The sequence below is a fragment of the Streptomyces sp. NPDC050422 genome, from assembly GCF_044458665.1.
Taxonomy (GTDB): domain Bacteria; phylum Actinomycetota; class Actinomycetes; order Streptomycetales; family Streptomycetaceae; genus Streptomyces.
On the sequence record NZ_JBITIE010000025.1, the window covers coordinates 72937 to 99374 of the forward strand.

27 protein-coding genes and 1 tRNA gene are annotated in these 26438 nt (G+C 68.8%); 6 read left to right on the forward strand and 22 right to left on the reverse strand.

Features of this window, described 5'->3' with window-relative positions; genetic code table 11:
* Positions 1-3: 3 nt before the first annotated feature.
* Entirely contained in the window at positions 4-1668 is a 1665-nt protein-coding gene (gene ettA, locus ACIBJG_RS32830) for an energy-dependent translational throttle protein EttA (protein WP_399313132.1), read from the reverse strand.
* 244 nt (positions 1669-1912) lie between these two features.
* On the opposite strand from ettA, the gene ACIBJG_RS32835 reads away from it, so the two are divergent.
* On the forward strand, positions 1913-2749 hold the full coding sequence (locus ACIBJG_RS32835) for a hypothetical protein (RefSeq protein ID WP_399313135.1): 837 nt from the start codon (positions 1913-1915) through the stop codon (positions 2747-2749).
* Positions 2750-2860: 111 nt separating this feature from the next.
* Here the strand turns inward: ACIBJG_RS32835 and ACIBJG_RS32840 are convergent, their stop codons facing one another.
* From ACIBJG_RS32840 to ACIBJG_RS32855, 4 genes are all read right to left on the reverse strand, one after another.
* The gene (locus ACIBJG_RS32840) at positions 2861-4312 is read right to left on the reverse strand and encodes an LAETG motif-containing sortase-dependent surface protein (protein ID WP_399313137.1); all 1452 of its coding nucleotides are present in this window, start codon (positions 4310-4312) and stop codon (positions 2861-2863) included.
* Between the two features lie 234 nt (positions 4313-4546).
* Positions 4547-5125: a single-stranded DNA-binding protein gene (locus ACIBJG_RS32845; protein WP_399313138.1), complete on the reverse strand. Its 579-nt coding sequence runs from the start codon at positions 5123-5125 to the stop codon at positions 4547-4549.
* A gap of 103 nt (positions 5126-5228) precedes the next feature.
* A complete protein-coding gene (locus tag ACIBJG_RS32850) occupies positions 5229-7199 on the reverse strand; it encodes a GTP-binding protein (protein ID WP_399313141.1) in 1971 nt (656 codons plus the stop codon).
* Positions 7196-8848, reverse strand: coding sequence for a dynamin family protein (locus ACIBJG_RS32855; RefSeq protein WP_399313183.1), 1653 nt, complete (start codon positions 8846-8848; stop codon positions 7196-7198). Before ACIBJG_RS32855 ends, ACIBJG_RS32850 begins: the two co-directional genes overlap by 4 nt.
* Positions 8849-9166: 318 nt before the next feature.
* Here ACIBJG_RS32855 and ACIBJG_RS32860 point away from each other — a divergent pair.
* Positions 9167-9239: transfer RNA gene (locus ACIBJG_RS32860), tRNA-Arg, on the forward strand.
* 201 nt (positions 9240-9440) lie between these two features.
* Here ACIBJG_RS32860 and ACIBJG_RS32865 read toward each other — a convergent pair.
* The 5 genes from ACIBJG_RS32865 to ACIBJG_RS32885 all read right to left on the reverse strand — a co-directional run bounded on the left by ACIBJG_RS32865 (position 9441) and on the right by ACIBJG_RS32885 (position 13680).
* Positions 9441-10829 carry a tyrosine-type recombinase/integrase gene (locus tag ACIBJG_RS32865; protein WP_399313143.1) on the reverse strand — a complete coding sequence of 463 codons (1389 nt, stop codon included), beginning with the start codon at positions 10827-10829 and terminating at the stop codon, positions 9441-9443.
* Entirely contained in the window at positions 10829-11026 is a 198-nt protein-coding gene (locus ACIBJG_RS32870) for a helix-turn-helix transcriptional regulator (RefSeq protein ID WP_399313145.1), read from the reverse strand. The genes ACIBJG_RS32865 and ACIBJG_RS32870 overlap by 1 nt, the downstream gene beginning before the upstream one ends.
* A gap of 163 nt (positions 11027-11189) precedes the next feature.
* Positions 11190-12437, reverse strand: a complete 1248-nt coding sequence (locus ACIBJG_RS32875; RefSeq protein WP_399313147.1) for a DUF3631 domain-containing protein — start codon at positions 12435-12437, stop codon at positions 11190-11192.
* Entirely contained in the window at positions 12434-12781 is a 348-nt protein-coding gene (locus ACIBJG_RS32880) for a hypothetical protein (protein ID WP_399313149.1), read from the reverse strand. Before ACIBJG_RS32880 ends, ACIBJG_RS32875 begins: the two co-directional genes overlap by 4 nt.
* Entirely contained in the window at positions 12778-13680 is a 903-nt protein-coding gene (locus tag ACIBJG_RS32885; protein WP_399313150.1) for a bifunctional DNA primase/polymerase, read from the reverse strand. Before ACIBJG_RS32885 ends, ACIBJG_RS32880 begins: the two co-directional genes overlap by 4 nt.
* 99 nt (positions 13681-13779) lie before the next feature.
* On the opposite strand from ACIBJG_RS32885, the gene ACIBJG_RS32890 reads away from it, so the two are divergent.
* On the forward strand, positions 13780-14076 hold the full coding sequence (locus ACIBJG_RS32890) for a hypothetical protein (RefSeq protein ID WP_399313152.1): 297 nt from the start codon (positions 13780-13782) through the stop codon (positions 14074-14076).
* Between the two features lie 19 nt (positions 14077-14095).
* On the opposite strand, the gene ACIBJG_RS32895 is transcribed toward ACIBJG_RS32890, so the two are convergent.
* From ACIBJG_RS32895 to ACIBJG_RS32940, 10 genes are all read right to left on the reverse strand, one after another.
* Positions 14096-14269: a hypothetical protein gene (locus ACIBJG_RS32895; RefSeq protein WP_399313153.1), complete on the reverse strand. Its 174-nt coding sequence runs from the start codon at positions 14267-14269 to the stop codon at positions 14096-14098.
* A 16-nt stretch (positions 14270-14285) separates the two neighbouring features.
* Entirely contained in the window at positions 14286-14792 is a 507-nt protein-coding gene (locus ACIBJG_RS32900; protein WP_399313154.1) for a hypothetical protein, read from the reverse strand.
* 220 nt (positions 14793-15012) lie between these two features.
* Positions 15013-17097, reverse strand: a complete 2085-nt coding sequence (locus tag ACIBJG_RS32905) for a hypothetical protein (RefSeq protein WP_399313156.1) — start codon at positions 17095-17097, stop codon at positions 15013-15015.
* A gap of 1 nt (position 17098) precedes the next feature.
* Entirely contained in the window at positions 17099-18688 is a 1590-nt protein-coding gene (locus ACIBJG_RS32910; RefSeq protein WP_399313157.1) for a hypothetical protein, read from the reverse strand.
* Positions 18689-18779: 91 nt separating this feature from the next.
* Entirely contained in the window at positions 18780-19001 is a 222-nt protein-coding gene (locus tag ACIBJG_RS32915; RefSeq protein WP_399313159.1) for a hypothetical protein, read from the reverse strand.
* A gap of 21 nt (positions 19002-19022) precedes the next feature.
* A complete protein-coding gene (locus ACIBJG_RS32920; RefSeq protein ID WP_399313161.1) occupies positions 19023-19355 on the reverse strand; it encodes an RRQRL motif-containing zinc-binding protein in 333 nt (110 codons plus the stop codon).
* Entirely contained in the window at positions 19352-20356 is a 1005-nt protein-coding gene (locus tag ACIBJG_RS32925) for a DUF2637 domain-containing protein (RefSeq protein WP_399313163.1), read from the reverse strand. The genes ACIBJG_RS32920 and ACIBJG_RS32925 overlap by 4 nt, the downstream gene beginning before the upstream one ends.
* Positions 20357-20413: 57 nt before the next feature.
* Complete coding sequence (locus ACIBJG_RS32930) at positions 20414-20626, reverse strand: hypothetical protein (RefSeq protein WP_399313164.1); 213 nt, start codon at positions 20624-20626, stop codon at positions 20414-20416.
* Positions 20623-20967, reverse strand: a complete 345-nt coding sequence (locus ACIBJG_RS32935; RefSeq protein WP_399313165.1) for a hypothetical protein — start codon at positions 20965-20967, stop codon at positions 20623-20625. The genes ACIBJG_RS32930 and ACIBJG_RS32935 overlap by 4 nt, the downstream gene beginning before the upstream one ends.
* Positions 20964-21272: a hypothetical protein gene (locus tag ACIBJG_RS32940; protein WP_399313167.1), complete on the reverse strand. Its 309-nt coding sequence runs from the start codon at positions 21270-21272 to the stop codon at positions 20964-20966. The genes ACIBJG_RS32935 and ACIBJG_RS32940 overlap by 4 nt, the downstream gene beginning before the upstream one ends.
* A 665-nt stretch (positions 21273-21937) precedes the next feature.
* Between ACIBJG_RS32940 and ACIBJG_RS32945 the strand changes: the two genes are divergently transcribed.
* Positions 21938-22708, forward strand: a complete 771-nt coding sequence (locus tag ACIBJG_RS32945; protein ID WP_399313169.1) for a helix-turn-helix domain-containing protein — start codon at positions 21938-21940, stop codon at positions 22706-22708.
* Positions 22705-23178: an NUDIX domain-containing protein gene (locus ACIBJG_RS32950; protein ID WP_399313171.1), complete on the forward strand. Its 474-nt coding sequence runs from the start codon at positions 22705-22707 to the stop codon at positions 23176-23178. The genes ACIBJG_RS32945 and ACIBJG_RS32950 overlap by 4 nt, the downstream gene beginning before the upstream one ends.
* Here ACIBJG_RS32950 and ACIBJG_RS32955 read toward each other — a convergent pair.
* The gene (locus tag ACIBJG_RS32955; RefSeq protein WP_399313173.1) at positions 23166-23735 is read right to left on the reverse strand and encodes an HD domain-containing protein; all 570 of its coding nucleotides are present in this window, start codon (positions 23733-23735) and stop codon (positions 23166-23168) included. The two genes, ACIBJG_RS32950 and ACIBJG_RS32955, sit on opposite strands and share 13 nt — an antisense overlap.
* Before the next feature lie 11 nt (positions 23736-23746).
* A complete protein-coding gene (locus ACIBJG_RS32960; protein ID WP_399313175.1) occupies positions 23747-24193 on the reverse strand; it encodes a GntR family transcriptional regulator in 447 nt (148 codons plus the stop codon).
* A 969-nt stretch (positions 24194-25162) separates the two neighbouring features.
* On the opposite strand from ACIBJG_RS32960, the gene ACIBJG_RS32965 reads away from it, so the two are divergent.
* The gene (locus ACIBJG_RS32965; protein ID WP_399313177.1) at positions 25163-25906 is read left to right on the forward strand and encodes a hypothetical protein; all 744 of its coding nucleotides are present in this window, start codon (positions 25163-25165) and stop codon (positions 25904-25906) included.
* Positions 25907-26438: the final 532 nt, after the last annotated feature.

Below are 26438 nucleotides of genomic sequence, written 5' to 3' on the forward strand. Positions count from 1 at the left end.
CGATCAGCCTCGCGTGAGCTTCTTGTACGTGGCACGGTGCGGGCGTGCGGCGTCCGCACCGAGACGCTCGACCTTGTTCTTCTCGTACGACTCGAAGTTGCCCTCGAACCAGTACCACTTGGAGTCGCCCTCGTACGCCAGGATGTGCGTGGCGACCCGGTCCAGGAACCAACGGTCGTGGGAGATGACCACGGCCGCACCCGGGAACTCCAGCAGCGCGTTCTCGAGCGACGACAGGGTCTCGACGTCGAGGTCGTTGGTGGGCTCGTCGAGGAGCAGCAGGTTGCCGCCCTCCTTGAGCGTCAGCGCCAGGTTGAGGCGGTTGCGCTCACCACCGGAGAGCACACCGGCCGGCTTCTGCTGGTCCGGGCCCTTGAAGCCGAACGCGGAGACGTACGCCCGCGACGGCATCTCGACCTGGCCGACGTTGATGTAGTCCAGCTCGTCCGAGACGACCGCCCAGAGCGTCTTCTTCGGGTCGATGTTGGCGCGGCTCTGGTCGACGTAAGAGATCTTGACCGTGTCGCCGACCTTGATGGCACCGGAGTCCGGCGTCTCCAGGCCCTGGATCATCTTGAACAGCGTGGTCTTGCCCGCACCGTTCGGACCGATGATGCCGACGATGCCGTTGCGCGGCAGCGTGAACGACAGGTTGTCGATGAGGACCTTGTCGCCGAAGGCCTTCGAGAGGTTCTCGACCTCGACGACGATGGAACCGAGCCGCGGGCCCGGCGGAATCTGGATCTCCTCGAAGTCCAGCTTCCGCATCTTGTCCGCCTCGGCCGCCATCTCCTCGTACCGGGCGAGACGCGCCTTGGACTTGGTCTGGCGCCCCTTGGCGTTCGACCGCACCCACTCCAGCTCTTCCTTGAGCCGCTTCTGCCGCTTCTCGTCCTTGCGGCCCTCGACCTTGAGGCGGGTGGACTTCTTCTCCAGGTACGTGGAGTAGTTGCCCTCGTACGGAATGGCGCGGCCGCGGTCGAGCTCGAGGATCCACTCGGCGACGTTGTTCAGGAAGTACCGGTCGTGGGTCACGGCGACCACGGCGCCCGCGTACTTCGAGAGGTGCTGCTCCAGCCAGTTCACCGACTCGGCGTCGAGGTGGTTGGTGGGCTCGTCGAGCAGCAGCAGGTCGGGCGCCTCGATGAGGAGCTTGCAGAGCGCGACGCGGCGCTTCTCACCACCGGAGAGGTTGGTGACGGCCCAGTCACCGGGCGGGCAGCCCAGCGCGTCCATGGCCTGCTCCAGCTGAGCGTCCAGGTCCCACGCGTTGGCGTGGTCCAAGTCCTCCTGAAGCTTGCCCATCTCGTCCATGAGCGCGTCGGAGTAGTCGGTCGCCATGAGCTCGGCGACCTCGTTGAAGCGCTTCAGCTTGCCCATGATCTCGGCGGCGCCGTCCTGGACGTTCTCCAGAACGGTCTTCGACTCGTCGAGGTGGGGTTCCTGCATGAGGATGCCGACGCTGAACCCGGGCGACAGGAAGGCATCACCGTTGGACGGCTGCTCCAGGCCCGCCATGATCTTCAGCACCGTGGACTTACCGGCACCGTTGGGACCCACCACACCGATCTTCGCGCCGGGCAGGAAGCTCAGCGTCACGTCGTCAAGGATGACCTTGTCGCCGTGCGCCTTGCGTGTCTTGCGCATCGTGTAGATGTACTCAGCCAAGAGAAACCGTCCGGCAATCGATGAGTGGGCAGATACACCCCATCTTGCCTGACGGCTACCTCTTGACGGAAACCCGTATCGGCTGGTGGCCGTGACCTGGGCCTACGCCGGTCCACGCCCGTAGCTGATCTGTCACTGGCTGTCGCCGTCGATCACTCCCGAGCGAGAGGGCGCCCGCCTTCACGCCGATGGCACTCATAGCAACATATGGCCTAAATACCCCCAAAAGGGCTAGGGTCAGGCAGTGAGTCGAATCGAGAGAGTCGCCGAGGGTGCGGGGCCGTTCACGACACGGCTGACCTGGCATCTCAGCAATGGGGACACTGCGGTCTGGGAGTCGCGGCCGGCACGCAAGCGCTGCCTGCTCACCGTGCGGGCAGCGGGCGCGTCCGAGCCCCGCTCCCGAAAGGCGGACCGTGTATCGGTCCACCGTCTCCGCAGGCTGAACGGCATTGCGGCCGGTGCGTTTGCGGTTGGTGGAGGCTTATTTGCCTACGGGGCCGCGGTGGCGCAATTCGGCACAGGTGGTGCGACGGTCGCCTGGATCTACTTCGTCGGCGGCCTGTTCTTCAACGTGGGCGGATACGTGTCGCTCCTCCAAGCGGTCAACGCTCCTCACCAGGACGACGGAATCGGGGCGCTTGCCGCTCGGCGCTGGAGATGGTGGAGCTACGAGCCCGGCCGGATCGACTGGCTGAGTACCTTCCTGCTGTTCGCGGGAACGCTTGTGTTCGGCATCAACCTCCTGAGTTCCTTACTGCAAGGGCTTTCGGCGCAGCAGGTGGACAAGCTGGTCTGGGCCCCCGACATGATCGGGTGCACCTTGTTCCTTCTTTCGGGGCACCTTGCCCTGGTCGAGGTCTGTCATGGCCGTCCAGGCATCCGACCCCGCGATTTCGGCTGGTGGGTCGTCTCTGTCAATCAACTCGGGTCCGTACTCTTCCTGGCCGCGGCGCTGGCTGACTTCACCCGTCCTGCGACGGGAAGCGTCGTGAACGTCGGCATCGCCAACTGGGGCACCCTCACGGGAGCACTCTGTTTCTCGGCCGGCGGGATGCTCCAGTACTTCGAGCGCCCGTGATCCCCAACTCGCGGACGTCATGCTCCCGGCCCGCGGCACGCAACGGCCCCGGCCGGCCGAAGCCGTACCGGGGCCGTGATCAGGGCGTCGTGACCGTCCGCCGGGCGTTCGTCACTCGCCGGAAGAGGCCTGGTCCTTGTGCCGGCGGAGGAAGAAGACCGCGCCGCCGCCGATGACGACCAGGGCGATCGCGATGCCCGCGATGATCGGGGTGGCGTTGGAGCTGCCGGTCTCGGCCAGGTTGCCCTCGGCGCCGGCCGTGCTGCCGCCGGCCGTGGCGGTGGTGATGGTGGGCTGTTCGGCGGTCTGGGTGGTGAGGCCGTCGGTGTCGTTGCCCGTGATCAGGCAGTCCAGGACGCCCTTGAACGTGCGGCTGAATCCGGCCGGTCCGGTGACCGTGACGTCGTACGCCTGGTCCTCGGCGACCGGCACCGTCACCGTCTCGGACTTGCCGGGCGCGACGGTGTGCTCCGCCCCGGCCAGCTCGTACGTGAACGCCTCGTCGCCCTTGTTGCTCGTGGTGACGTCGACGCCGCCCTTGGCACAGTTCTTCTTCGCGGTGACCGCCGGGATCGCGCCCTTGCCGGCCCATGTCGCGGTGGCGCTCGCGGAGACCGTGGACTCGCTGGACCCGGCCAGGATCTGGGTCTGGCTCTTGGTCGCACCGGCGAAGGCCCGGCCGACGGGGACCGAGGTGGTGGCCTGGACGGTCAGGGAGGCGGAGCCGTCGGCGGCGCCTGCCGGGATGTCGAAGTAGAGCTGTGAGCCGTTGGCGGCCGTGGTGACGGCCTTTCCCTTCTTGTCGGTGATCCTGACGCCACTGGCGGAGTCGGCGGGCGGGGTCACCGAGACCTGTCCGGCGTTGGTGCGCACGGTGACCGGGCCGACGCGCTGACCGGAGCGGCCGGACACCGCGGCCGGGTCCAGGGCGAGGGACGCCTTGGGCTCGGCGGTGTCGGTGGCGGACTTCTGCAGCCAGTCGGCGAGCTTCTCCGCCTGGGCGTCGGACGCGGTGACGTCGGCGTTGTCCGAGTAGCGCCAGATGGCGACCTGGGTGCCCGCCGCTGCCGTCTGCTCGGTGAGCGGGCCCGTGCCTGCCGTGTCGGCGAGTGCCTGGAGGTCGTCGGCCTTCGGGTAGGAGTGCTCCAGGATCCAGCGGATCCTGCCGGCGTTCTTGTTCGTGCCGAGCGAGGTCTGGTTCCAGGGGGTCTCCAGGTACTTCGCCTGGTCCTGGGTGGGGTTGTGGATGTCGATGCAGTACGTCTTGAACTTGCCGCCGCCGTCGACCGTCATCTCGAAGAGCCCCGCGGGCAGCTTCTGGTTCTTGCCGTCCGTGTGGAGGACCGCGCTGTCGAACGTCTTCAGCCCGTCCAGGGTCGCGGTCGCGCCACCCTGGTGCGGGGGTGCCTCGTCGGCGACCGCGCCGCCCGCGCCGGTGAGGACGCCGGCCACGACCAGGCCGGATGCCACCACCGAGGCAGCCAGCCGGGCTATGCCCCGGGTCCGTCGGGGGTTGGCCGTCGTCGTGGATGACGAGACGGTCGCTGAAGAAGCAGAAAACACAGAATTCCCCTCCGGGCGAGACCCTCGCGTCCGATACGCGTGTGGGGAATGTCCCGCCAGCCGACTCAAGTGCCCTGTGAGTACTGAGGAATCCTAAAGACCGCGCGAAGCACAGTCCCCCGTCATACCGTCCGACAACCATTCCGAATCGGAATCGTTATCCCGGGTAACGTCCCGGTGGGAGGGCAGGACTCGGGCCGGAACGCATTCCCGCCTCCTCCACCGGGCGGTCCCTCAGGGCGCCGACACCAGTTCCGGACTGCCCTTCTGACGTGCCGTCCGACGCCTTGTGACAGGGGCTTCCGCCCGGCCGGCCGCTGCCGGTTCACGCTCCGCATCCCGTGGTTCCACCTCGTCCGCGGGGTGTTCGCGCTCCGCCGGACGGTCCCGCACCGCCCACCGGTCCGGCTCGTCCGCCGCCCGGGTGCCGGCCCGTGCCGTCAGCGCGGGCTCACCCCTGACCACGCGCCGGAAGGCCGACGTCCCCCGGGTCAGATCGTGTCCCACGGCCATCGCCTCGATGTCCACGAAGGTGCGGCGCTGCCCCTCCCGTTCCTCCTCACGCACCTTCAGCCTGCCGTGCACCACCAGGGGCTCCCCCACGGCCACGGAACCCGTCAGGTTCGACGCCAGGGTGCGCCAGGCCCACACGGTGTAGAAACTGGTGTGCCCGTCCGTCCAGAGCTGTTTCTCCCGGTCCCAGCGCCGCGGCGTCACCGCGAACCGGAATCGCGCCATTCCCCCGCTCGCGGTCTCCCGGAACTCCACGCCGGTCGCCGCGTTCCCCACCAGCGTCACCAAGGTCTCGTTCATGACTCCGCCTCCCCTTCGGTCCGGATATCGGTGACCGCGCTCCTGCGTCCGGTCACTGATCCCATGCTGAAGGGGAGGCGGAATTCCTGCTGAAGCCTGTGGACTAACGGCCCGTTGTGGAAAACTCCGTCACCGCCACGAACCGCTCGCGCACCTCCCGGTAGCGCACCAGCTCCGCCGACACCGGATCGAGCACCCGGGCCCGCCCGCAGGCCGCCGCCGCCTCGCGCAGCCTTCGCTCGGCCTCCTGGCCGTACCGCCGCGCCGGCCCCCGAGCGGCCGCCACGCACGACCACTCCACCAACGGGCCGCCGATAATGCCCGCCAGCATCACCAGAGCGGGCGTCAGCAGACCCGGCTGCAGTACGCCGATGATCTGGCCGGCCAGCCACAGACCGCCGAAGATCTGCAGCAACGTCATGGCCACCTGGGCCAGTACGGCCGCGGGCCACCAGGCCGGCCGCGGCGGCCTCGCACTTCCGCGCCCGCCGTGCTCCGGGTCCGTACCGCCCCGGGCACCGGCCGCCGCACCGGCCGTGCCGCTGGCGGCATCCGCACCCCGGTCCTCCGTCCCGGCGGCCCGCCCGGCCAGTTCGTCGAGCGCCTCGGGCAGCCCCTGCGCCCCGTGCACCGCGGCCTCCCGCACCGCCTGCGCCCACGGCCCGGGCAGCCCGTCGGCGGCGTCGTCGGCCACCGTGCGCACCGCTTGTTCGACCCGTTGGCGAGCGGTGAGCTGCTCCTCGGGCGGCGCGGCGAATGCGCCGCGGTCCAGGCCGCCGGGCTGCCGGGTGGACTCGTACCAGCGCCACAGCCGCAGCCACGGTGTCCCGCACGCCCGTCCGGCGTTGCGGCGCCATTCGCGTTCGGCGGCCTGTCCGGCGGCGGCGGCGCCGACGGCCTCCGCGAGCCGGTCGGCGAACTCCTCCCGGGCCCGCTCCTCCAGGCCCGGCCGCCCCTCGGCGACGTACGCCGGGCGGAGCCTCGCCGCCGCCGCGTCCACATCCGCGGAGAGCCGGCGAGTGGCCGCCGTACGGTCCTGGACGAACCGGCCGAGCAGTTCGCGCAGCTCGCCCACCCCGTCGCCGGTGAGGGCGGACAGGGACAGGACAGTGGCGCCGGGTTCGCCGTGTTCGCCCAGGGCCATACCGTCCTCGTCGAGGAGCCTGCGCAGGTCGTCCAGGACCTGGTCGGCGGCCTCGCCGGGCAGCCGGTCGATCTGGTTGAGGACCACGAAGGTGACCTCCGCGTGTCCGGCGAGCGGCCGCAGATAGCGCTCGTGCAGGGCCGCGTCGGCGTACTTCTCCGGGTCGACCACCCAGATCACCGCGTCGACGAGCGCCAGCACCCGGTCCACCTGGTCGCGATGTCCTCGCGCCGCCGAGTCGTGGTCGGGCAGGTCGACCAGGACGAGTCCCTGGAGCGCCTCGTCGGCCGCCGTGCCGCCGGCCTGCGGCCTGCGCCTGAGCCGTCCGGGGATCGCGAGCCGGTCCAGCAGACCCGCTGCACCGTCCGTCCAGGAGCAGGCGAGGGGCGCGGCGGTGGTGGGCCTGCGCAGTCCGCTCTCGGAGATCTGGGCACCCGCGAGGGAGTTGAAGAGGGTCGATTTGCCGCTGCCGCTCGCTCCGGCGATGGCGACGACGGTGTGGCGGGAGGAGAGCCGCTGCCGGGCCGCTGCCTCGTCGAGGACCCGCCCCGCCTCGGCGAGGTCGGTCCGCTCCAGCCGGGCCCTGGAGAGGCCGACGAGTTCGCGCAGCGCGTCCAGGCGGGGGCTGAGCGGGCTTCCGGAGGGCACGTACGCCTCGACCTGCGGCCGTACGTCGTCGTCCTGGGCTGCATCACGGGCCTCGTCGGCCGTGGTCTCGTCGGTGGCGGCGGCCGCCCGGCGGGCGATCAGTCCGTCGTCCCAGCCCCCGGGCTGCCTGCCATCGTCGTGGCCGGGGTGTTCGCCGGGGTGTTCGCCGGGGTGTTCGCCGGGGTGTTCGCCGGGGTGTTCGCCGGGGCCGGAACCGTCCGGACCGCGTCCGGGTACCTGTCCCCGGCTCTGTCCCGGACCTTCGTCAGTGACGGCAGTCATCGCTGCCACCTCTCCTTCTGCAGTACGGACAGCGCGGCGATCAGTTCGGCCTGCGGTTCGGGGGCCACGTCGAGGGCGTCCAGCGGGGCGAGCCGGCGGTCACGTTCGCCGCCGAGTACCTGGTCGAGATAGGTGGTGAGCAGCGCGCCGCCCTTGTCGCGCAGGCGCAGGGCGCCCTGGGCGCCGATGCGTTCGGCCAGTTGTTCTCCGGCGGTACGGGCCCGTCGTCCGCCGAGGAGGGCGGCGGCGAGGAGCGCGGCGACGGTTTCGGTGTCGGGTGCGGTGTTGCGTTCCATCAGGCGCACCTCTTCCTCGGCCAGTTCCTCCAGGACCCGGCGCCACCTCCGTACGGTCATGGCGATCCGGCCGCGGATGTCCTCGGCCGGGCCCCAGCCACCGGCTTCCCGGCCTGCCGCCTCGAAGGCGAACAGCCCGGCCGCGGGTTCCCGCCGCCAGGTCGCGCGGATCGTTTCGTCGGCGGCGGCAACCGCGCATTCCAGCAGTGCGGCGAGGGACTCCACGAGTGCGTCGAGCACCTCCTCCGAGGTGCTGTAGAGCGGATAACCGCGCCACCGGGTCCGGGCGTCCCCGGCGAGCGCCCCGCCGTTCTGGAGCCGTCGCCGGACGCGTGCGCCCTCCTTGCGGTACGCGTCCTCCACCACACCGGTCAGCCGTACGGCGGCCGCGTACTGCGCGGCGACTGCTCCGGCCAGGGCCGGCATCCGGACGTCGAGGGAGTCGATGACCCCGGCCGCCGTCCGGCCGACCGCCTGCTGACGGGCCGCCGGGTCCTGCGCGCGGTGGGTGAGCCAGGCGCGCAGCGGGGCGACGGCGGTGGTGGGGAGCAGTCCGCTGCCGCCGCCTGCCGATTCGGGCAGCTCGGGGATGGTGAAGCGCGGCACCTCGCCGAGCCCGGCCTTGGTGAGCAGCGCGCCGTACTGCCGCGACACCTCGGCGATCACCTGGTGGGGTACCCGGTCGAGGACGGTGACGAGGGAGGCGTCGTACTCCTTGGCCGTACGCAGCAGATGCCACGGGACGGCGTCGGCGTAGCGGGAGGCGGTGGTCACCATGACCCAGACGTCCGCCGCGCAGATGAGTTCGGCGGCCAGGACCCGGTTGCGTACGACGAGCGAGTCGATGTCGGGGGCGTCCAGCAGGGCGAGGCCGCGCGGCAGCCCGGCGGCGGTTTCGACGCGCAGGGCGGTCCCTTCCTCGGCCGCGTTCCCGTCGTGTCCGTCGAGGTCGTCGCACTGGCCGGGGTCGGCGGACTCCTCGGGCGGCAGCCAGACCCGGGTGAGCTGGGGCAGTACCCGGATGTCGGCGAACCAGTGATGATCATCCGGATGGCAGACGAGCACCGGCGTGCGCGTGGTCGGCCGCAGCACCCCGGCCTCGCTGACGCGGCGTCCGACGAGGGAGTTGACGAGGGTCGACTTGCCCGCGCCGGTGGATCCGCCGATGACCGCGAGCAGGGGTGCCTCGGGGTCCTTGAGGCGAGGCAGCAGGTAGTCGTCGAGCTGGGCGAGCAGTTCGATCCTGGTCTGCCGGGCGCGTGGAGCTCCTGGGAGCGGGAGTGGAAGACGCACGGCAGCGACACGGTCGCGCAGGGCGGAAAGTGCGTCGATGAGCTGAGGCCGTACGTCCAAGGTCACCACATGCGAAGAATGCCCAATTTTGGCGCCTTTTTGAAGCGTATAGCCCCCTCTGCGCGCCGGTTCCCCCGTCCGGACAGAGGGGACGAGTGGGGCGCAGGCATAACGAGTGCACAACACCCGGGGCGTGAGGCGTCAAAAGCGGTGCATGAATCGCACCCACCTGCGATTATCGTCTCGCTTCACTGAACCTCCACATCGTGCCACGCAGGTGAAGCAACCGGGCCGAGCCAATCGGAGCCCTATCCTTGTCCCGGCAAGGTCACGGACCGCCCGGGTCCCAGGACTCCAGGCCGCCGCGGCCCACACCCGGCCCCCGTAGCTCAGTGGATAGAGCAGGCGCCTTCTAAGCGCTTGGCCGCAGGTTCGAGTCCTGCCGGGGGCGCACATCGCGCACCACTACGAGGCCCTCCACCCCGGAGGGCCTTTTCGCTGGTCAGACGCACACTAGACAGTGGCCCGTAGAGGGCGCGTAAGCGCCGGACCGGCCTCGGGAGGCTGTGAGGGCGGTCCGGCGCTGTCCGGCTGTCACCGGGTTTCTACGGGTGGCCACGGAGAATGCACGGAGAAGTTCTCCGCGCCCCCGTCAGCCCACGTCAGGGAGCTCGGGGAGGTCCTCCCCCGCTTCCATCCGCTTCTTGAGCTCGGAAAGCTGACCGGACACGCAGCGGGCGTAGATGGCGAGCAGGATCGGCACGCTGTTCCCTGCCCATTCCGCGACCTGTGCCGGCGGAATGCCGTCGTTGAGCCACTTGGTCAACCTCGTGTGCCGCAGGTCGTACACCCGCTTGCCCAAGGGCGAGGCGAACTCATCAGGGGTGAGGACCTTCACACGAGCGGATCGCCAGGCCCGGCGAATGACAGAGCCCGCGAGCAGCTCGCCCTTCTCCCCCTGGAACAGCAGGTCGCCCGGCTTCAGTTCCTCTGCCTTGATGTGCTCGCGGAGAATCCTCGTGAGCGACGGATGCCCGGGGACGCCGCGGGTGTCGTCCGCGGCTCGCCCCTTCAATCCCCGCTCCTCGTGGACGGCCCCGGTGTCGGTCCAGTTCTTGCCGACCTCCGGCTGAGCTGTGTGGAAGAGCAGCTCGCACCACTGGTCTACGGCCTCGGGGGCAGGCAACCGCACGTCCCTCACACGCATCGCGACCGCCTCCTCGGGGCGCGGACCGGCGTAGTAGAGCAGCGCGAAGAACGCATGCAGTCGGGGGCCGCCGCGGGTACGACTGCGTACACACCCCAGCAGCCGGGCCGCCTGGACGGTATTCAGCAATGCCCGCTTGTCCACCGCAGACGATGTCTTCGGCGCGGTCCCCCTGCCCTTCGGGAGGGGATTCGATCGCAGGACCTTACGCTTCACCGCGTGCTCCATGGCGACGTTGAGGACGCGCCGATTGCGCTTGACGGAACTGGCGGCGGCTCGTGTTCCATCCAGCCGCATGTCGAACGCCCGCAGAACTCCGTCCACCTTGGCCGGGTCCTCCCAGGCCGCCATGGACAGTGAGTTCCGTTCCACCCATCTGAGGATGGCTGACACCTCCGGGGGCGCCTCCTCGCGCCGCTTGGTGTTGAAGGCGAACTCACGGAGCGCCGTGCGCACGTCGACGGGCCGAAAGCCTGTCGCCGGCATTCTCAGCAGAGCGATGGTGGTTGCCGTCAGCGCCTTCGCCGTGTTCTTCCGGCTGTTGCCGGCCGTCCGGTCCCATTGGAGGTCGGTGAACTGAACGGCGAAGTCGTACCAGTTCACCGCAGTAGCACCCGACTGATGGGACACGGGCCGCCCGGTGCTGAGGCTGAACGCCTCACCGCGCCGGGTCGCGCTGACCAGCTCGGAGCGGAAGGCGTCCGCGAGCGCTCGAGTCGCGAACGGGGCTCGCTGCTCGTTGCCGTCGAGGGTCCACCGCACAGTGTGCGTGGTGCCGCGCGCGCCCTTGTACGTCGCGGTCTTCCAGACCTTGACGTTGTACGTCGTTTCCATCAAGCAGCGTCCTCGTGGTCGTCGAGCCAGTTGTCCAAGTCGCTCCGCCGTACGCGCAGGTCGCCGTTCGGGAGCTTGATGCAGCGGGGGGCGCGGCCCTTCTGGCGCCAGTCGTAGAAGGTGGATCGCGAGACGTGCAGCTCTTCGCAGACTTCGGGGAGGGTGAGCATCTTGGGGGTTCCGGTCTTGCTGGGCATTGGGCGTGCCTCCTTGGCCATGCCTCTTGTCCTCGGTGGATCCGCCACGTCCGCCACGCCGCCACATCGCAGGTCAGATGCCTACGTTTGTGGCGGATAGCGATTCTGTGGCGGATAGGTGCCGCCACACCCGTGGCATGGCGGCACCTGGTGGCGCTGGGTCTCAGCCCGCGACCGGGAAGAGCGGTGTGGCGGTTTCCGCAGACATGTGGCGGATGGCTGTGGCGGTATCCGCCACGGATTCACCCCCGCTGACCTGCGGTGTGGCGGATGTGGCGGACGTGGCGGATTCCTCCGGGGGCGGAGGGCAGTACCGGGTCCACGCGTCTGTGAGGTCTTCCGCGTAGTAGCCCTTGGGGAAGCCGGACGGGGTGCGGATGCCGCGCGGCTTGATGGGCTTGTTGGCGGGGGTGACGTACTGGGCGAGCAGCCGGGCGAGAGTTCGGGAGCTGATCGGCTTGTCGTCCAGGTCCCCCCACGGGCCGTCGTCCATGGACAGGAGGCATTCGAGGATGACGGCGGTGGGCATGCGGTCCGCGCCGCAGAAGACCCGGTCCCGCAGATCGGTGAGCAGCCGGACCCCGAGGGACGCTTCGTCGTTGTCGTGCGCGGCGTTGATCAGCTCCAAGCAGGCCGCACGGGCGCGGGTGGGCCAGTCGCCCCCGGCGGCATCGGCAACGGCGAGCAGTGGTTCCCATACGTCGGCCGGCCGGTCGGTGACTCCCTCGGGCATCTCGGGCCACGCGTCCGCGACTTGGTCGCGGACGGTGTCGGCCCACGCAGCGAGCTGGTTGCGCAGTTCGTGGCCCTGCTTCTCGTGGATGCGCTGCCGGTAGGGCTCCACCTTCTCGTTCGGGGCGCGCTTGCGCATGCGGACGATGATGGAGCGGGTCAGCACCGTGTCCGGCAGCGAGCCGAGCCCAGCCATGGCGACTGCGCAGTATGAGCCGAATACCTGCGCGTTCTGGTTGGAGCCCTCTCCCACGCACCGCAGGGCGCCGCCGATGCGTCGGTACCCGGCGTTCAGAAAGCCGCGTAGCGCTTCGTCCGCGCCGGCCTTTGGGCCGAAGATGGTGTCCACCTCGTCGAAGAGCACGGTGGGCAGTCCGGCGGCGGAGTCGACCAGCCGGTACAAGGCGTTCGCGGATGCCGAGACGGTGCTGACCGGGCGGGGGGTGAGGAGTTCCACGATCTCCAGCGCTCGGGACTTCCCCGACCCCGGTTCGGGCGAGAGGAACGCGATCCGGGGTGTGGTCTCGAAGCACTCCACCAGGTGTGCGTGAGCGTCCCACAGGGTGACGGCGACGTAGGCGGCCTCGGTGGGGAAGACGTTGAACCTGCGGTGGAATGCCTCCACATCGTTGAGCACGGTGGCGCCGTCGAGGGACGGTGCGGGTGGTGTCGCATTCATACGGCGGCGCCTTCCTGGTGGGTGCGGAGCGGGCAGCGGGTTTTGTGGTCGGTGTGGTCGGCGATCAGGGCCTGGGCCTTGCGGTGGCCGGCAGCGAAGAGGTTCCGGCCGCACTCACAGACGCTGGTCGCGGTGGGGATCGCGCCGCGGGGTGCGCTGATGGAGAGCCAGGCGATGGGGTAGCGGCCGTCTCCGGTCTGCTGGTCAGGGCGAACAGCAATGGGGACGCCTTCGGCGACGCCCTTCGCCGCACCACCGCCGGAAGGGGCCGGGGCCGGTTCGGCGATGCTGAGCCGGGGCGTGGGTGGATGGCCTTCCAAGCGGGGGCGGGGTGGGGTGCTCATGCCGTTTCCCGGGGCCGGGCGGTGCGGATGGAGCTGTCCAGGGCGCTGCGGATCGTGGCGCGGCACTCGGCAGCGGTGAGTCCCCGGGCCTCCCCCGCCCCTTGGAAGGCTGCTTCAACCTCGTGCCGGGCCAGGTCGCCCCACGCGACGAAGCGCCCCACCTTGAACGCGGACCGGTTGAGCGTGTTGTTGCCCTGCTTCTCCGGCGCCGCGACGACCCGGTTGCACTCCCGCTCCAGCGCGGCCCTGCCCGCCCGGCTGCCGCTCACGACCGGGGCGACCAGCGCCACGACCGGTGTGGGCCGGGCCGGTCGGAGCAGGCTCAGCAGCCATGCCGGCAGGGGTGCGACGGGGGCGGGGTCGGTCACCTCGTACGGGCCGGTTGTGGTGGTGCTGCCCGCGGCGACGACGTAGCCGCCCCACGCACGGGTGTCCACCAACGGAGCGAGGGTGCCCGCGGTGTTGCCGAGCCGTGTCCCGGGCGGGGCGGTGAAATAGAGGTGGTGTCCGCCGCTCGCGGTCCGGGTCCGGTAGGTGGCGGGGACGGGATGCCCGGTGCGCTCGCAGAGCGCTTCGAAGGTCGTCACGCCGGAAGGCGTGCCCTTACTGCTGTTGGGCTTGGGCATGTCGAGGTCGACGACGACCAGCCCGGACGGTCCGGTGGCGATCCCGACGTTGAACGGCCGGTCGGCCCATGCCCGGCGGATACGGGCCGGGTCGATGGTGGCGCGGTCCTCCCACTTACGGTGACCACCCGCGCAGTCCCCGAGCAGGGTGCAGACGTGCACACCGTGGAGTGCGGGCCGCTTGTCGGCGGGCCGGAGCGGGAAGACGTGCCAGCCCTGTTCGGCGGCTTGTAAGGCTGCGGACAGCGGCGCAGATGGGGCGGGATGGGGCATGCTGAATGTCTCCAGTTCTCTGGTCGAGTGCTGGACGAGGGCGGCCGTGACTTTGGCGAGAGACGGCCGCCCTGTCCGTTTCTGGTGAGGGGGAAGCTGATGATTGAGATCACCGAGCGGTTACAGAGGCGGATACGCCGAGACTTTCCCGACGCGAAAGTTGCCGAGGAAGTCGAAAGCTCTCTGCGTCTCATGGTCTGGAAGCTGGGCCCGGACGGGATGATGGGCGTGGGTCAAGAGCGCTTGATGGCTGCGGTGGTGATTGATGCGCGCGGGGATGTCCGCCAGATGAGGGAAACCGCGAGCCTTGAACGGATCGACTGGCGTGACCTGCTCGTTGCGACTCACCTCGCGGACAGCGACTTCCCGCAGCATCTCGATCAAGAACTTCCGTAGCCGACACGAACGTTGCCGGTCAGCTATGGAAGCGGTTGGAGTCGGGGCGCTGTTCGCGCCAGGCTTCGGCGCACACCTTGTGGACCGGTTCTCGGTCGTGGGAGCGCATGGGGGTGGGTTTGCCGCAGAGCACGCACGGCAGGTTCCGGGTGGCGTCGAAGTGGCGGGCGTCCCGCCAGTCCAGGAGCGGCACGGCACATCCCCCGGGGTTAGTGGTGGTTGATGGTGCCGTTGGCGCGGCCGAACATGCCGGACGCGGTGATGTTCTGCGTGATGTGCGTGCTGCCCCGGCCGGCACCGGTGGCGGCGCGGCCGAGCCGGAGCAGGACGGGGACGCCGATGGCTGCGGCGGCGATGAGGGCGACGGCGGCCCAGAGGGCTTCACTCATGGCGATCAGTCCCGGGGCTGCGTAGGAGATCCCGATACCGGCGGCGGCGATGCCCCCGCCGATGGTCGGGGTGAGGAGTGCGGTGGTCTTGGCCCATGCCGGGATCGGCTGCGCGACCGGAACCGGCGGCGCCTGCGGGGCCTGGGCCGGGGTGTAGGCGAGGGTGCGGATACCGCCGGGCAGGGTGACCATCTGCACCCCGGGCGGGATCTCCGACGGCAGCATCACGGGCCCCTCGGGCACGGGGAGATAGTTCGGGTACCCGGCCGGGACGGGGGTCGGATAGGTGGGTGTGGAGGCGGTGATCTGGTACGCGGTGTCATGCACGACGGGTCTCCTTCAGCAGCACGGGCGGCACCCGTTGGTGTGGGGTGTCGCCCGTGCTGGCTTGTCGTGTCGCTTGTCGTCCGGCTTGTCGTGTGCCTTGTCGCTTGTCTTGTCTTGTCGCTTGTCGCCTTGCAGGTCACAAGCCGTTTTCGACCCGCACAGACCCGTGTGGAGGGGTTCTCGGGCCGGTGGGGCGACAGGCGACAAGCAAGGGATGCGGTCAGGTGTAGCGGCGGTGGACGTAGCGGGTTTTGGTGCCCTCTCCGACGCGTACGGCTTCGCCGGTCTCGGCCCATTCCTTGAGCCATCCGGCGACCGTCTGCCGGGTGGTGCCGTGCCCGTCGGCCAGTGCGCGGGAGATCGCGGAGGCCCCGGTGCCGTCGGGGCCGGCAGCGATCAGGATCTGGAGCGCTGCCTGGCGGGCGGCGTTGTTCTCCGGGCGCAGCGCGGAGAGGTTCAGCCCCGGTGCGGCGGTCGGTTCCGGCGTGCTGCCGGGCTCCGGGGCGGTCGCGAACTGGGCGTCGATCTGTTCCATGAACGCCCGGACCGTGGCGTCCTCGTCGGCGACCGGGGCGGGCTGCTGGTCGCGGAGTGCGGAGAGGTTCAGCCCGCTCCCGCCTGCGGCCGACTCAGCGGACCGTCCGGCGGAACTCGGGGTGGTGTGGTCGCGCATCCACTGGGTGCGGTCCGGGTTCCACCGGGCGGCATACGCGGGTCCGGCGGCCTTGGCGGACGGGCCGTCGAGGGTGGGGTGGATGCCGGCGGTCGCGGTGACGATGTCGCGGATCTGGTTGGGCAGGATCCGCCACGACTTGAACAGCCCGGGCTCGCTCTCGGGGGTGCCCATGAACCCGGCGCCCTTGTAGGGGGCTTGCTCGGGGCGCAGTCCGCGGGAGCCGGGGAACTGCTTGCCCAGGTCCATGCCTTCCTTCTCCCCGCCGGTCAGCGCGACGCGGATCTTCGCTTCCCGCCGGAGCATGAGGTTGCCGAGAACGCTGCTGGTGGCACCGAGGGCGGTGAGGACGGTGCGGATGCCCATGGCGCGGGCGATCCGGATCACTTCGAGGATGAGGGCCGCGAGCTTCTTCAGCTCGCGGTCGTTGCTGGACAGGATCTCCGCACCCTCATCCACGACCAGCATGATCTGCGGGATCTGCGGGCTGATCGGCAGGAGGTCCGTGTTGGCCTGTGACATGAGGTCCTGGTAGGCGGTCTTGCGGTGCTTCGCGATCCTTACCAGGGCGTTCAGCATGACCAGCGCCTCTTCGTGGGAGGCGGCCAGCCAGTCGATGCCGGGCCGGGCCCCGTCCAGCGGGTTGCCGTTGGCGTCGAAGGCGGGGCGGACCCAGGGCAGGCCGGCCGATCCGGCGTTCAGGTCGATGACGCAGGTGAGCGCGTCCTCGGTGCGGGCGAACCCGGCGAGGATCGTGTGGACCATGTTCGTCTTGCCCGACCCGGTCGGACCGACGACCAGCGCGCACTGCTCACGCAGGTAGGCGCGGATCTCATCGGCGTTGGTGCGCAGGCCCCACGGGATGCCGGTGTGGATGGACAGGCGGCTGTAGTCGGAGGGGTAGAACACTTCCTGCTCAAGGACGTTCTTCGTGGTGACGTCGATGAGGACGCGGCCCTGGTCGATACCGGGGCCGGCGGTGGCGGTGCAGCCGTGCGGGAGACGGGCATCGGCGCTGAGCTTGGCCGCTTCCTGCGCGATCCGCCCGTACGTGGTCCCGCCCGCGGGGAGTTCGGCGTCGATGGTGAAGCCGGTACCGGTCGGCCACATCTCCACCGCCAGCACCCTGAGCGTGATCCCACAGACCCGCTGCACACGGTCCACCCACTCGGCAGCGATCGCCCGACGCCCGGCCGACAGCTCAGCGGCCACCTGTCGTTCGGCCGCCTCCAACGCCTCCAGTTCGCGGGCTTCTTCGTGGATGAGGGTGGAGTGCGCGGTGGTGCCGATCCCGACACCGATCGCGGCGAGGGAGCCGAGTGCAGCCCAGGTCAGGGGCCCGGATGTCATGGCCCAGGTGGTCCATCCGGCGCCGACCAGCCAGGAAGCCGACCGCATGCCGATCGTGCGGGCGGAGAGGCGGTCGCGCAGGGAGCTGATGGTGTGGCCGATCGCGCCGGTGGCGCCGACGGCCAGCGCCCAGCCGGGCGGCATGCCGGTGGCGGCTCCGGTGGTGGCGAGGGCGAAGGCTCCGGTGGTGGCGGACAGGGCGCCGGTCACGGGTCCGTGACCAGCAGCCCAGTCCCACACCGGACCACCCTCATGGTTCTTGGTGGTGGTGTTGGTGGTCATGTCAGACGTTCCAGCCCTTCTCGGCCTCGGGACCGTTGCGGGGGTCCTCGTGACGGGCGATGTCGTGCTCGTGAACGTTGCGGAACAGCTCACCCAGGTCGCCGGACGCGTCGACCGCCCGCATCAGAGCGCCGTAGATCTCGTCAAAGGCCCCGGCGATGTCCTTCTCCAGCGGGAATTCGGAGTCGGAGCGCTCGGCGAGGATGCGGAAGGTGTTCGCCACCGAGGTCAGGGCGTCGGGGAGGTTCTCGACCATGGAGAGGATCTCCATGCTGTTCTCGGGCTCGTAGGTGCGGGCCGCGTTCTCCATCTCGGCCGCGGCCTCTTCGAACTTGAAACCGGACATGCTGACAACCTCCACAGGCGTGGTGTTCGTGGCGGGGAGCAGGTGGAACGGGCGCTGAACGGTGTCGCCGATCGGGATGCCGCCCGCAGCGGCGTCATCGAGGGCCTTCTCCTCGGCGGCCAGACGCTCGCGTATCGCGGCGTCGCGGGCGGCTTTGCGTTCCTCGGCGGAGCGCATCATGTGCCGGTACAGGCGGCGGCCGGGCTGCTGCAGCCAGGCCCAGCCGAGCTTCCGGCCCAGCGGTGTGCTCAGCATCCCGAGCACACCCAGCGGCGCGGCCAGCAACGCGGCCATCAACCGACGGCCCTGCTTCCGGACCGCTGACCTGCGCAGCGCGGCCCGTGCTGCCTTGCGGACACCGGCCTTGCGGACGCGGTCCCGGCTGGACTCCAGCCGGGCGGCGGCCCGCCTGTCCTGTGCGGTGCGGCCCTTGCCGATCACGGCGTCACGGACGGAACGGGCCTTGCCCGCCGCAGCCTTACCGGCCCGGCCGATCAGCCCGGACCGGGCCTTGCCGGGGCCGGTGGTGCTGCCGGCGCGTGCGGCGCGGCGGGCATCGGCTACCGAACGGCGAGCCTGGTTCGTGCCTGTGCGGGCCGTGTGACGAGACGGGGCCTGCTTCCGGGCCGTATCCCGCAGGCCTTTGACCTGCGAAACCCGGCCACCAGACCCGCGGCCCACCGACTTCCCGAGCTTGCCCCGACCCGCACCGGCGGCGCCCCGGCCCAGCCCGGAACCAGCCCTGCTCGCGCCGGGAGCGGACGGACCGCCAGCGGAACGGCCCTTGCCTGAACCGGGCTTGGTGCCGGAGCCGGTCCGTGACGTAGCTCCGGTGGAGCGGGAGGCGGTGCTGCGGCCCTGCGCTGGAAGACCCCGCGTAGTACCGCCTGTGCGGGCTCCCGTGGCCTTCCGGAGGGTGCCGGACCGGGGCTTGCCCACCTTGTGACGGGCAGCGCGGGCCTTGCTGCGGCGGCGTACCGCGGCCGTGGTGGCGACCACAGCAGCCCCGGCGGCAGCCACCGCGGCACCGACCGGCCCGGCGGCCAGCGCGGACGCAGCGACCACCCCGATCGTGGAGTTCGCCCCGGTCACAGCCAGCGGCACCACCGGCCACCCGCCCGCGGTGTGCTCCACCTTCTTGCCGGTGGACTGATCGGGGGTGGTGGGTGCCGGGTTGGTGGGAGGGGGTGTTGTGAGCGGGGCAGCAGCGGGGGCTGCTACCGGTTCTGTGCTGACTTCCGTCATGCTGAGTGCACTCCCTTTGCGGAGGAGGCGGTGGCCCGGACACGGCCGTCCAAGCAGGCGTCCGGGTCACCGCGCAGCCAGTCGTACGAGGTCAGAGCGTGTTCAGTTCGAGCGAGAAGAACGTGACGCAGGCCCGCTCCAGGTCCGGGTAGCGCTTCTCGAACGCGTCCCGGATCTCCGCGTACACCTCGTGCCGCCTCTGTCCGGGCCGGGGCGTGAGGTAGGCGGACCAGGTGGCCATCGCGTGGCCACCGCCCGGCAGGGGCTTCTGCGCGGTGATGACGAAGTGGTACTCGGGCAGTTCCTCGGGCATGTCGGATCTCCCAGTGAGTGTTCAAGGCGTGGGCGGGGTGTCGTGGCAGGGCACGCACATGCCGAGCGAGGACGGGATGCGATACCCGGCATCCCGCCGGCAGTTCGGGCAGACCTGCCGGGCCGCGTTCGCCTTCGCGAGTGCGGCCCGCTTGGCCGGCGTCATCGGCCGGACCGGCTTGGCCCGGTCGACGCGGTAGAGGTAGGCGACCAGAGGGCCCCGGCGCTTCCGTGGGCGTTCCAGCACGGCGGCGACGTCCTGACCGCCGGGCCGCAGCCCGCAGGCGCGGAGCTGGCGACGGGTGGCGTAGCCGGCAGGGGCCAGGCGCCACCGGTAGACCGGCAGCGTGCTCACTGGCTCGCGCTTTCAAGCGCCCTGTTCGGGGCGGGGTCGCGCAGTTCCTGGTAGCGGGTGGAGATCCAGCCGACGGACCAGCCGGTCAGCTCAGCCGCGGCCCTCACCGCCAGCCCCGCTTCGAACGCGGCACGCACGGTTGCCCGTGCCTGCTCCTCGGACTGCTTCTCCATCGCGGGGCCGACCGCCAGCAGTGCGGCCCGTTCACGCTCGGCCCGCTCCTGCCGCTCGGCCTGTTCACGGTGTTCACGCTGCTCGCGCTCACGACGCTCAGCGGCACGGCGCCCGGCGGCCTCTCGTTCGAGGCGTTCACGCTCTGCCTGCTGCTGTTCACGCTCGCGTTCACGGCGTTCACGGATCTCTCGCTCGGCACGCTCCCGGGCCTCGGCCCGCTCGCGCTCCTCCGCCCGTGCCGCCTGCTCCCGGGCGGTCTGTTCACGGGCCAGCAGCGCTTCATGCTCACGCTGCTCACGCACCAACTGGGCGGCGTGCTCGCGCTCCTCACGGGCCCGCCGCTCGGCCGCCTCACGGCGCTCCAGGGCGACTTGCTCGCGCTCGGCCTGCTCGGCCTTCTGTCGGGCTTCCTGCGCGGTCAGGGCGGCGGTGATGGCCTGGCGGTAGGCGAGACCAGTCTCCGCAGTGACGATGAGCAGGAGCGGGGCGACCGCATGCACGGCCACTCCGACCAGCTCTTTCCTCAGTGCGGACTCGGCCACGTTCAGGGCCAGGGTCATGCACCCGGTCATCCACCGCAGCGCGACCGGCCACCGCCCGCCGTGCCCACCAAGACGGGCCAGCACGGCATCGAGCCGGACCACGATGACGACCGCAGCATCCACCACGAGCGGCAGAATCGGCGCGGTCCACTTCCACCCCTCGACCGTGTGCCGCTCCATCAGCGGCGTCACCGTGAGGATGGAGAAGAGCATCGCCCCACCCACGATCAACCACGTGCCGACCGACAACGCGCGCTCTGCTGAACGGATCTGAACGCTGTTCATGACACCACCCCCGACCGTGAACACAGCCCGGGCGAGGGCTCCATGGCCATGCTCGGCTTACGGCTCATCACGGCCCCCGTCCCCACCGCGGGAGCGGCGGTGGTGGGTCACGGCCAGCAGGTGAGTGCAGGCGATGAACACCAGGATGTTCCACACGGACCGGCCCCAGGACGGCAAGGGCAGTAGCCACGACAGCACGCACGCCGCGATCAACAGGGCGCCGCCGTACCGCAGCCACCACGCGCCCAGACCGGCGTTCGGGGCGCTCATGTGGCCACCTCCCAGGGAGCAAGCGGCGCGGCCGGTGCCTGCTGCCGCCCGTATCCGGTCAGCTGGACGGTGACACCATCCAGGGCCGTTTCAGCGCGCAGCCACGTCATGGGACCGCCGATCTCCTCTTCCCTGGACACCGCCGCGTAGCTGATGCCGAGCGCCGACCGCCAGACCTCGAAGTTCGTCTCTCCGAGGTCGCCGTGGAAGGACAGGCCCAGCCGGTTCGGGAAAACCGTGGACACGGTCACGTCCGCGGCCGGCAGATCCGGGAACCGCTCCACGAGCAGCGCCCCGGCCGCGACTGCGGCGGCCAGGCCGTTCATCGTCTGCGTCCTCATGCCGCCACCGCCGTACGGGCGGTACAGCCGTTGGCCGGGCGGCGGACCGTGCGGCGCGGGCGCCGGCCGGACGGGCGCGGCTGCTGCAGCGGCAGCGTCCGCAGCAGGCTCGCGGCGTACGCGGCCGTCTCGGGGTTGCTCTCCCGGAGCTCCGCGAGAACCTCCTTGGCGACGTCCAGTCGGGCCGCCCGGTCCAGCGGGGACTCGGTGGCGGTGCCGGTGAACAGCTCCAGGTCGATACCCAGGGCCAGTTCAATGAACTCAGTGCGGGTAACGGGCTCGCGACCAGCAACGATGGTCTTCATGGGTCGTTTTCTCCTGTCGGTGGGACGGCCCAACAACAGCGGCCCCGGTGTTCGAGCACCGGGGCCGCGCGCCGTCTGCGGGTGAAGCAGGAAGAAGGTGCTCCGGCTCCCCTCCACCCCGCCCGTACGACCCCGTGAGGTCGGACGGGCGGGGGAGGCAACCGGCCACTCAAGGCCAGGTCAGGCAATGACGCGAGGGGCAGGCCGTCCGTGCCGGTCCAGCACGAGTACCGCCCGCATACTTCGGCGACTCATCAGGACTCCTCTCTGTCGCGGTCGGTCGGGATCAAGCACTGCAAGGGGGACCACGTCCCCACTCGCCGGCCGTTGCTCGCGGTCGCCGGGCCACCTCGCCAGTCGGGCCGAAGCCCATTGCGTCCTACCTGGCCTTTAGCGGGATTGCAGCGTCCCCGCCCTCTGCGCATGCAGCACCTCTCACCAGACCGAAATCCGGAGAGGTACATGTAGTACCTGTTCCTCATCATGGGGAGAAGAATGCGCGGCGTCAAGCCCGTTCACTCTTCGGGGCTGCCGCGCCACTCCGTTGATGTGCCTTCAGCTTGGTCGCCGAAGCCCAGACGTTGGACTCCGTACCTGTACGGCTCGTGCACGACTTGGCTACGGTGAAGTCGTCCCTAGTCGTCCCACTGCGGGGAGAGCGCGACATGGCGAATGAGCGGCTGCGCGGCGCGATCACCAAGAGCGGCTTATCGCTCGATCAAGTCGCGGAACAGCTAGGCGTGTCGGCCAAGACGGTCGAACGCTGGGTCAACGAGCCGAAGCGGCAGCCGTACCACCGCTTCAAGTACGCGGCAGCCTCGCTACTGCGGTGCGAGATGTCCTACCTGTGGCCAGACGAGCGGACGTCGGCGCAGGTCACGGAAGCTGGGAATGCTGAGCTGATCAAGCTCTACCCCCATCGCTCCGTGGTTCCGAACCGCCTCTGGCCACAGCTCTACGCCCGTGCCTCGCGACACTTTGACGTACTCGTCTACTCGGGCTTCTGGCTCACCGAGGACGCGGCATTCCACCAGATCGTCAAGGAGAAGTCAGCTGCCGGCACCCGCATCCGGTTCATGCTCGGGGATCCCGAGTCTGCAGCCGTCGCCGTGCGCGGAAAGGACGAGGGAATCGGGGGCGCGATGAGCAGCAAGATTCGCAACGCGCTGGTCAACTATGCCTCGCTGTTCCAGCTCCCCGGGGTGGAGTTTCGGCTCCACTCCACCACGCTCTACAACTCGATCTACCGAGCCGATGACGAGATGCTCGCAAACGGCCACCTGTACGGGGTGGGCGCGTACATGGCACCGGTGCTGCACATCCAACGGGTCCCCGGAGGTGAACTGTTCGACGCCTACGCAGAGAGCGTTGAACGAGTCTGGGAAACCGCGCGGCCCATCTCCTCGCCCACCGACCTAGGAGCTCCAGACGCATGAGCCGAGTCGACTACTTCCGTGACCCCAACGCCCCCGCGGCCAACTCAGTGGTGCCCTCAGTCACGGCCGCCGTGCTCGATGACGCGGGCAGGCTTCTGGTCATTCACAAGACCGACAACAACCTGTGGGCATTGCCCGGAGGTGGTCACGACATCGGTGAGCGCATCGCTGACACGGCCGTGCGTGAGGTCGACGAGGAGACCGGCATCAAGGTTGAGGTGGACGGCATTGTCGGGCTCTACACCGACCCGGAACACGTGCTCGCGTACACCGATGGCGAGGTGCGGCAGCAGTTCTCTATCTGCTTCCGGGCCCACCCGGTGGGCGGAGCCCTCCGTACGAGCAGTGAGTCCAAAGAGGTCCGCTGGGTGAACCCGGCGGACCTCGCTGAACTCAACATCCACCCATCCATGCGCCTGCGGATTCAGCACGCCCTGGACGAGTCCCGCAAGGAGCCCTACATCGGCTGACTATTGGGCGAGGCAAGGGCCATCCGGCCTTCCACCCGCTCGGTGGCGGCGTAGATCTCCGGCGCCGCTCGCTGGATGAAGCGACCAACGATCGTGTCCGGCCCGTACCGCTGCACGATCTCTTCCAGCCGGGCCGCCGGCGTCGTGTGCCCGCCGTCCGGGGTGGTGGTCATGTCCGACACGATGAGGGCATCAACCAGCTCGGGCCGCTCCAGCTCGAACTCGGTCTCCAGCTCATGCCGCAACCCCCGCTCCTCCGCCTCCAGGAGCGCACAGGAGTGATGCGCCACGAGCCGGACAACCCGCTCGTCGGCGCCCTCCTGATCTCGGAGAAACCGGGCTCCGTCGAGCGGATGGAAGCCGGTGGTGGCGATGGATGGGGAGTAGCCGACGTCGTGCAGCACGGCGGCAGCTTCCAGCAGCTCGGCGTTACGACCGAGGATCGGGCTGAGGGAACGTGCCCGCTTGGCGACCCCGAGGGAGTGCACCCAGCGACGCGGCAGCGGTTCGGCCAGCATTGATTCAGAGAGCGAGTACGCCCACTCAGTAAGCCCCATGGACGGCAAGGCTATGACTCCTCTCGAGTCTCCGGAAGGGCGCGCACGGTCCGCCCCTTGCCGTGCACAGTGACGAGCAGACCGATGCCCCCCATCTGCGCAAGAGCGTGACGTACGGCCGTCCGTGACACCCCGAAGCGCTCGCAGAGGTTCGCCTCTGACGGGTACCTGTCGCCGACGGCGAGCGAGTCCTCCGTGATGACTGCGATCAAGCGCTCGACAAGCGGCGGAATGGGAGCCCGGGACACGCGCCAGCCGGCCCCCGGCACGGACGTGATCAGCCTCTCGGACTCAAGCGTCTTAAGCGCGCGACGGATGGTGTTGCGGGAGACATCGTGGGCCTTCATCAAGGCTGCCTCTGACGGCAGGGTGCTGCCCTTGAGCTCTCCCTGCTCGATCTCCTTCCGCAGCGCATCAGCAATGAGCAGATAGGTTCCGCGCGGACTGACCTCCGGCACGGCGCCTCCTTCCACGAGCTTCGGTTGCTGCCAGGGTTGCACGTAAGTAAGGAGTGGCCAGGTGCTAGGCGGGCCCGAGGCATACACCCTTTGCTTATCGACACTAACCATGTTGCGGCCTGCGGGAGTCCAGTCGACGGCCACCCCCTGGCGCCGGCAGCGCCGACTGGGGTCCATTCCACACCGAACAAATTGCGGACATAACCACACTTTTGCACCATATGTAGATTCGCCAGCCACAATTCGGGGCGCATCGTAGAATACCGCTAGTTAATTGTGCCCGCCTCAAGCTTACGACGACCAAGGGATTTGTCATGCACGTCTGGGAGTCCAGAGTAGTCGTTAGGCTAGCCGATCATCTAATTTACTACCCCACCGAAGTCTGGACTCTGGAGTTGGACGACCAGGGTCCGAGCGGGGAAGACATTTTGGATGAACTGCAACGGATTCCGACCCTAGACGGTGAATTGGAAATTCCGCATCCGAATAGCGTTCGAGGCTCGCAGAGCCAGACAAACTGGGGAGCATCAGGCTCCTTTGGTGAATACGTAATTGACGTCTCAGTGAATATCGCGGGAGGCATCGGAGCGGTGGGCGTCGGCGCTCTAGTGCAAACAGTTTTCGGTCGCATCACAAAGCGCTCGCCAAGCCCCCAACAACCCCTCACGCCAGAAGAGTCCGGGAACCTCCTCAAGTCACACTTGGCACTCCATTACGGGGTACCGGTTGAGCAGCTGATTGAAACAGAATCAACATACTCATTGGATCTAAGCGTTACGGAATTCTCTTTTGTGTCTTCCATGGACGGGACCGAGTTCGGTGGCTCAGTGGGGACTGCAGGGGAGAATCGGCGCTGCACTCGGGTATGGAGGAGAGCAGCTACACCCCTCGTACGTCCGGAGTTCAGAACAGCCCTAACAGGAGAAACGGAATGAGGCTCAGGCAAGCCAGACTGCAAGGAAAATCGTCATGATCAGTGGAATAATCAGCACGCTGGCCGCAGCAGCGGTAGTCGGAATTTGCGTTTTCATTCGCCGTTGGTTGAAACGTGGTGCTCCGCTATCCGTAACAGGGGAAGTCCTTGTCCCCAAGGCCTGGCAGATGGCGTTGCCCACAGACGATACGCTTCCGCAGCACATACGCGAGGGGGAACGATCTTACCTACCCATGTACAGGATGCTGCGCCAGCGGGGAGCTGCCGATTTCAAATCAACGACAGTGAAATTGTTGGTAGAAAATCGCACGGAACAACCTCTCATAATTACCAAAATCACTGTCGGGAAGGAGCATGTTGGCGACCCCTACAACGCAGTTTGGGTGCAATATCCTCCTGCGGGTGCAGGGGGTGCTGTCATTCTAGATTTCCTCCTTGACGAGGAATACCCTGATGCATGGGAAGCCTCTTACGAGGACTCTATCGAGCGGCTTACTCGGTCGGGTAGTCGCCCATACTTCGATGGAAACTTCATATCGCTTTCCGCTGGGGAGTCGCAATCATTTTTGATTACTGGCCGGGCGGAGAGCATCCGGTGCTCATGGACCCTCAAGATCGAAGTCGTCCAGTCAGGAAAACGTCGGGTGATCGATCTCGTGCCAGAGGGTGGCCCGCTGCTCACCTCTGGTGCCCCTGAGGGAGGGTTCGGGCGGCAATTGGAATGGAGTTGGTACGACGGATCAGACGCAGCCTTCGTTGTGCCACCGTGGCTGACTTGACCTTTTGTGCGACGCGCGGTCGGGTAAGCGCCGCCTGAGACTGGACCTCCCCAGGCCGTGGCGGCCCAGTAGGACAGTTCAAGCATGTCTCTGAGGTAAGACCTCATTTCGACTTGCGACAGACAGCAAGCGGACAGCGCACGCGCTTGCATGACGCCGGAGGCATGTATCGGAGCCGTCTGTCGGTCGTCAGCGGGTGACAACGACGACCACCAGCGCCCCTCAGTCACCGCGCCTGCGCCTGCAGGAGCACGGCAAGTCACAGGCCCCTTAGGGGTACTCATTTCCATCCAGGGCTAGCCGTCAGGCAAGACGGGACGCCTCTTTCCGCCCAGCTACGCCAAGAAGGCCCACTCACGGGCGCACCTTCAGTAAGGTCCCGGCATGAAGCAGCACTCAGAACTCATCAACGGCCAGAGGATCCGCACGCAGCAGATCTGAAGTTCCCCCCGCGAGCTGGACAGCGGGTGTTTACGCTGCCGGGGCGAGGTCCTGTCTGAGCAAGGCTCTCGTTTCGAGCGGGGTGACGTAC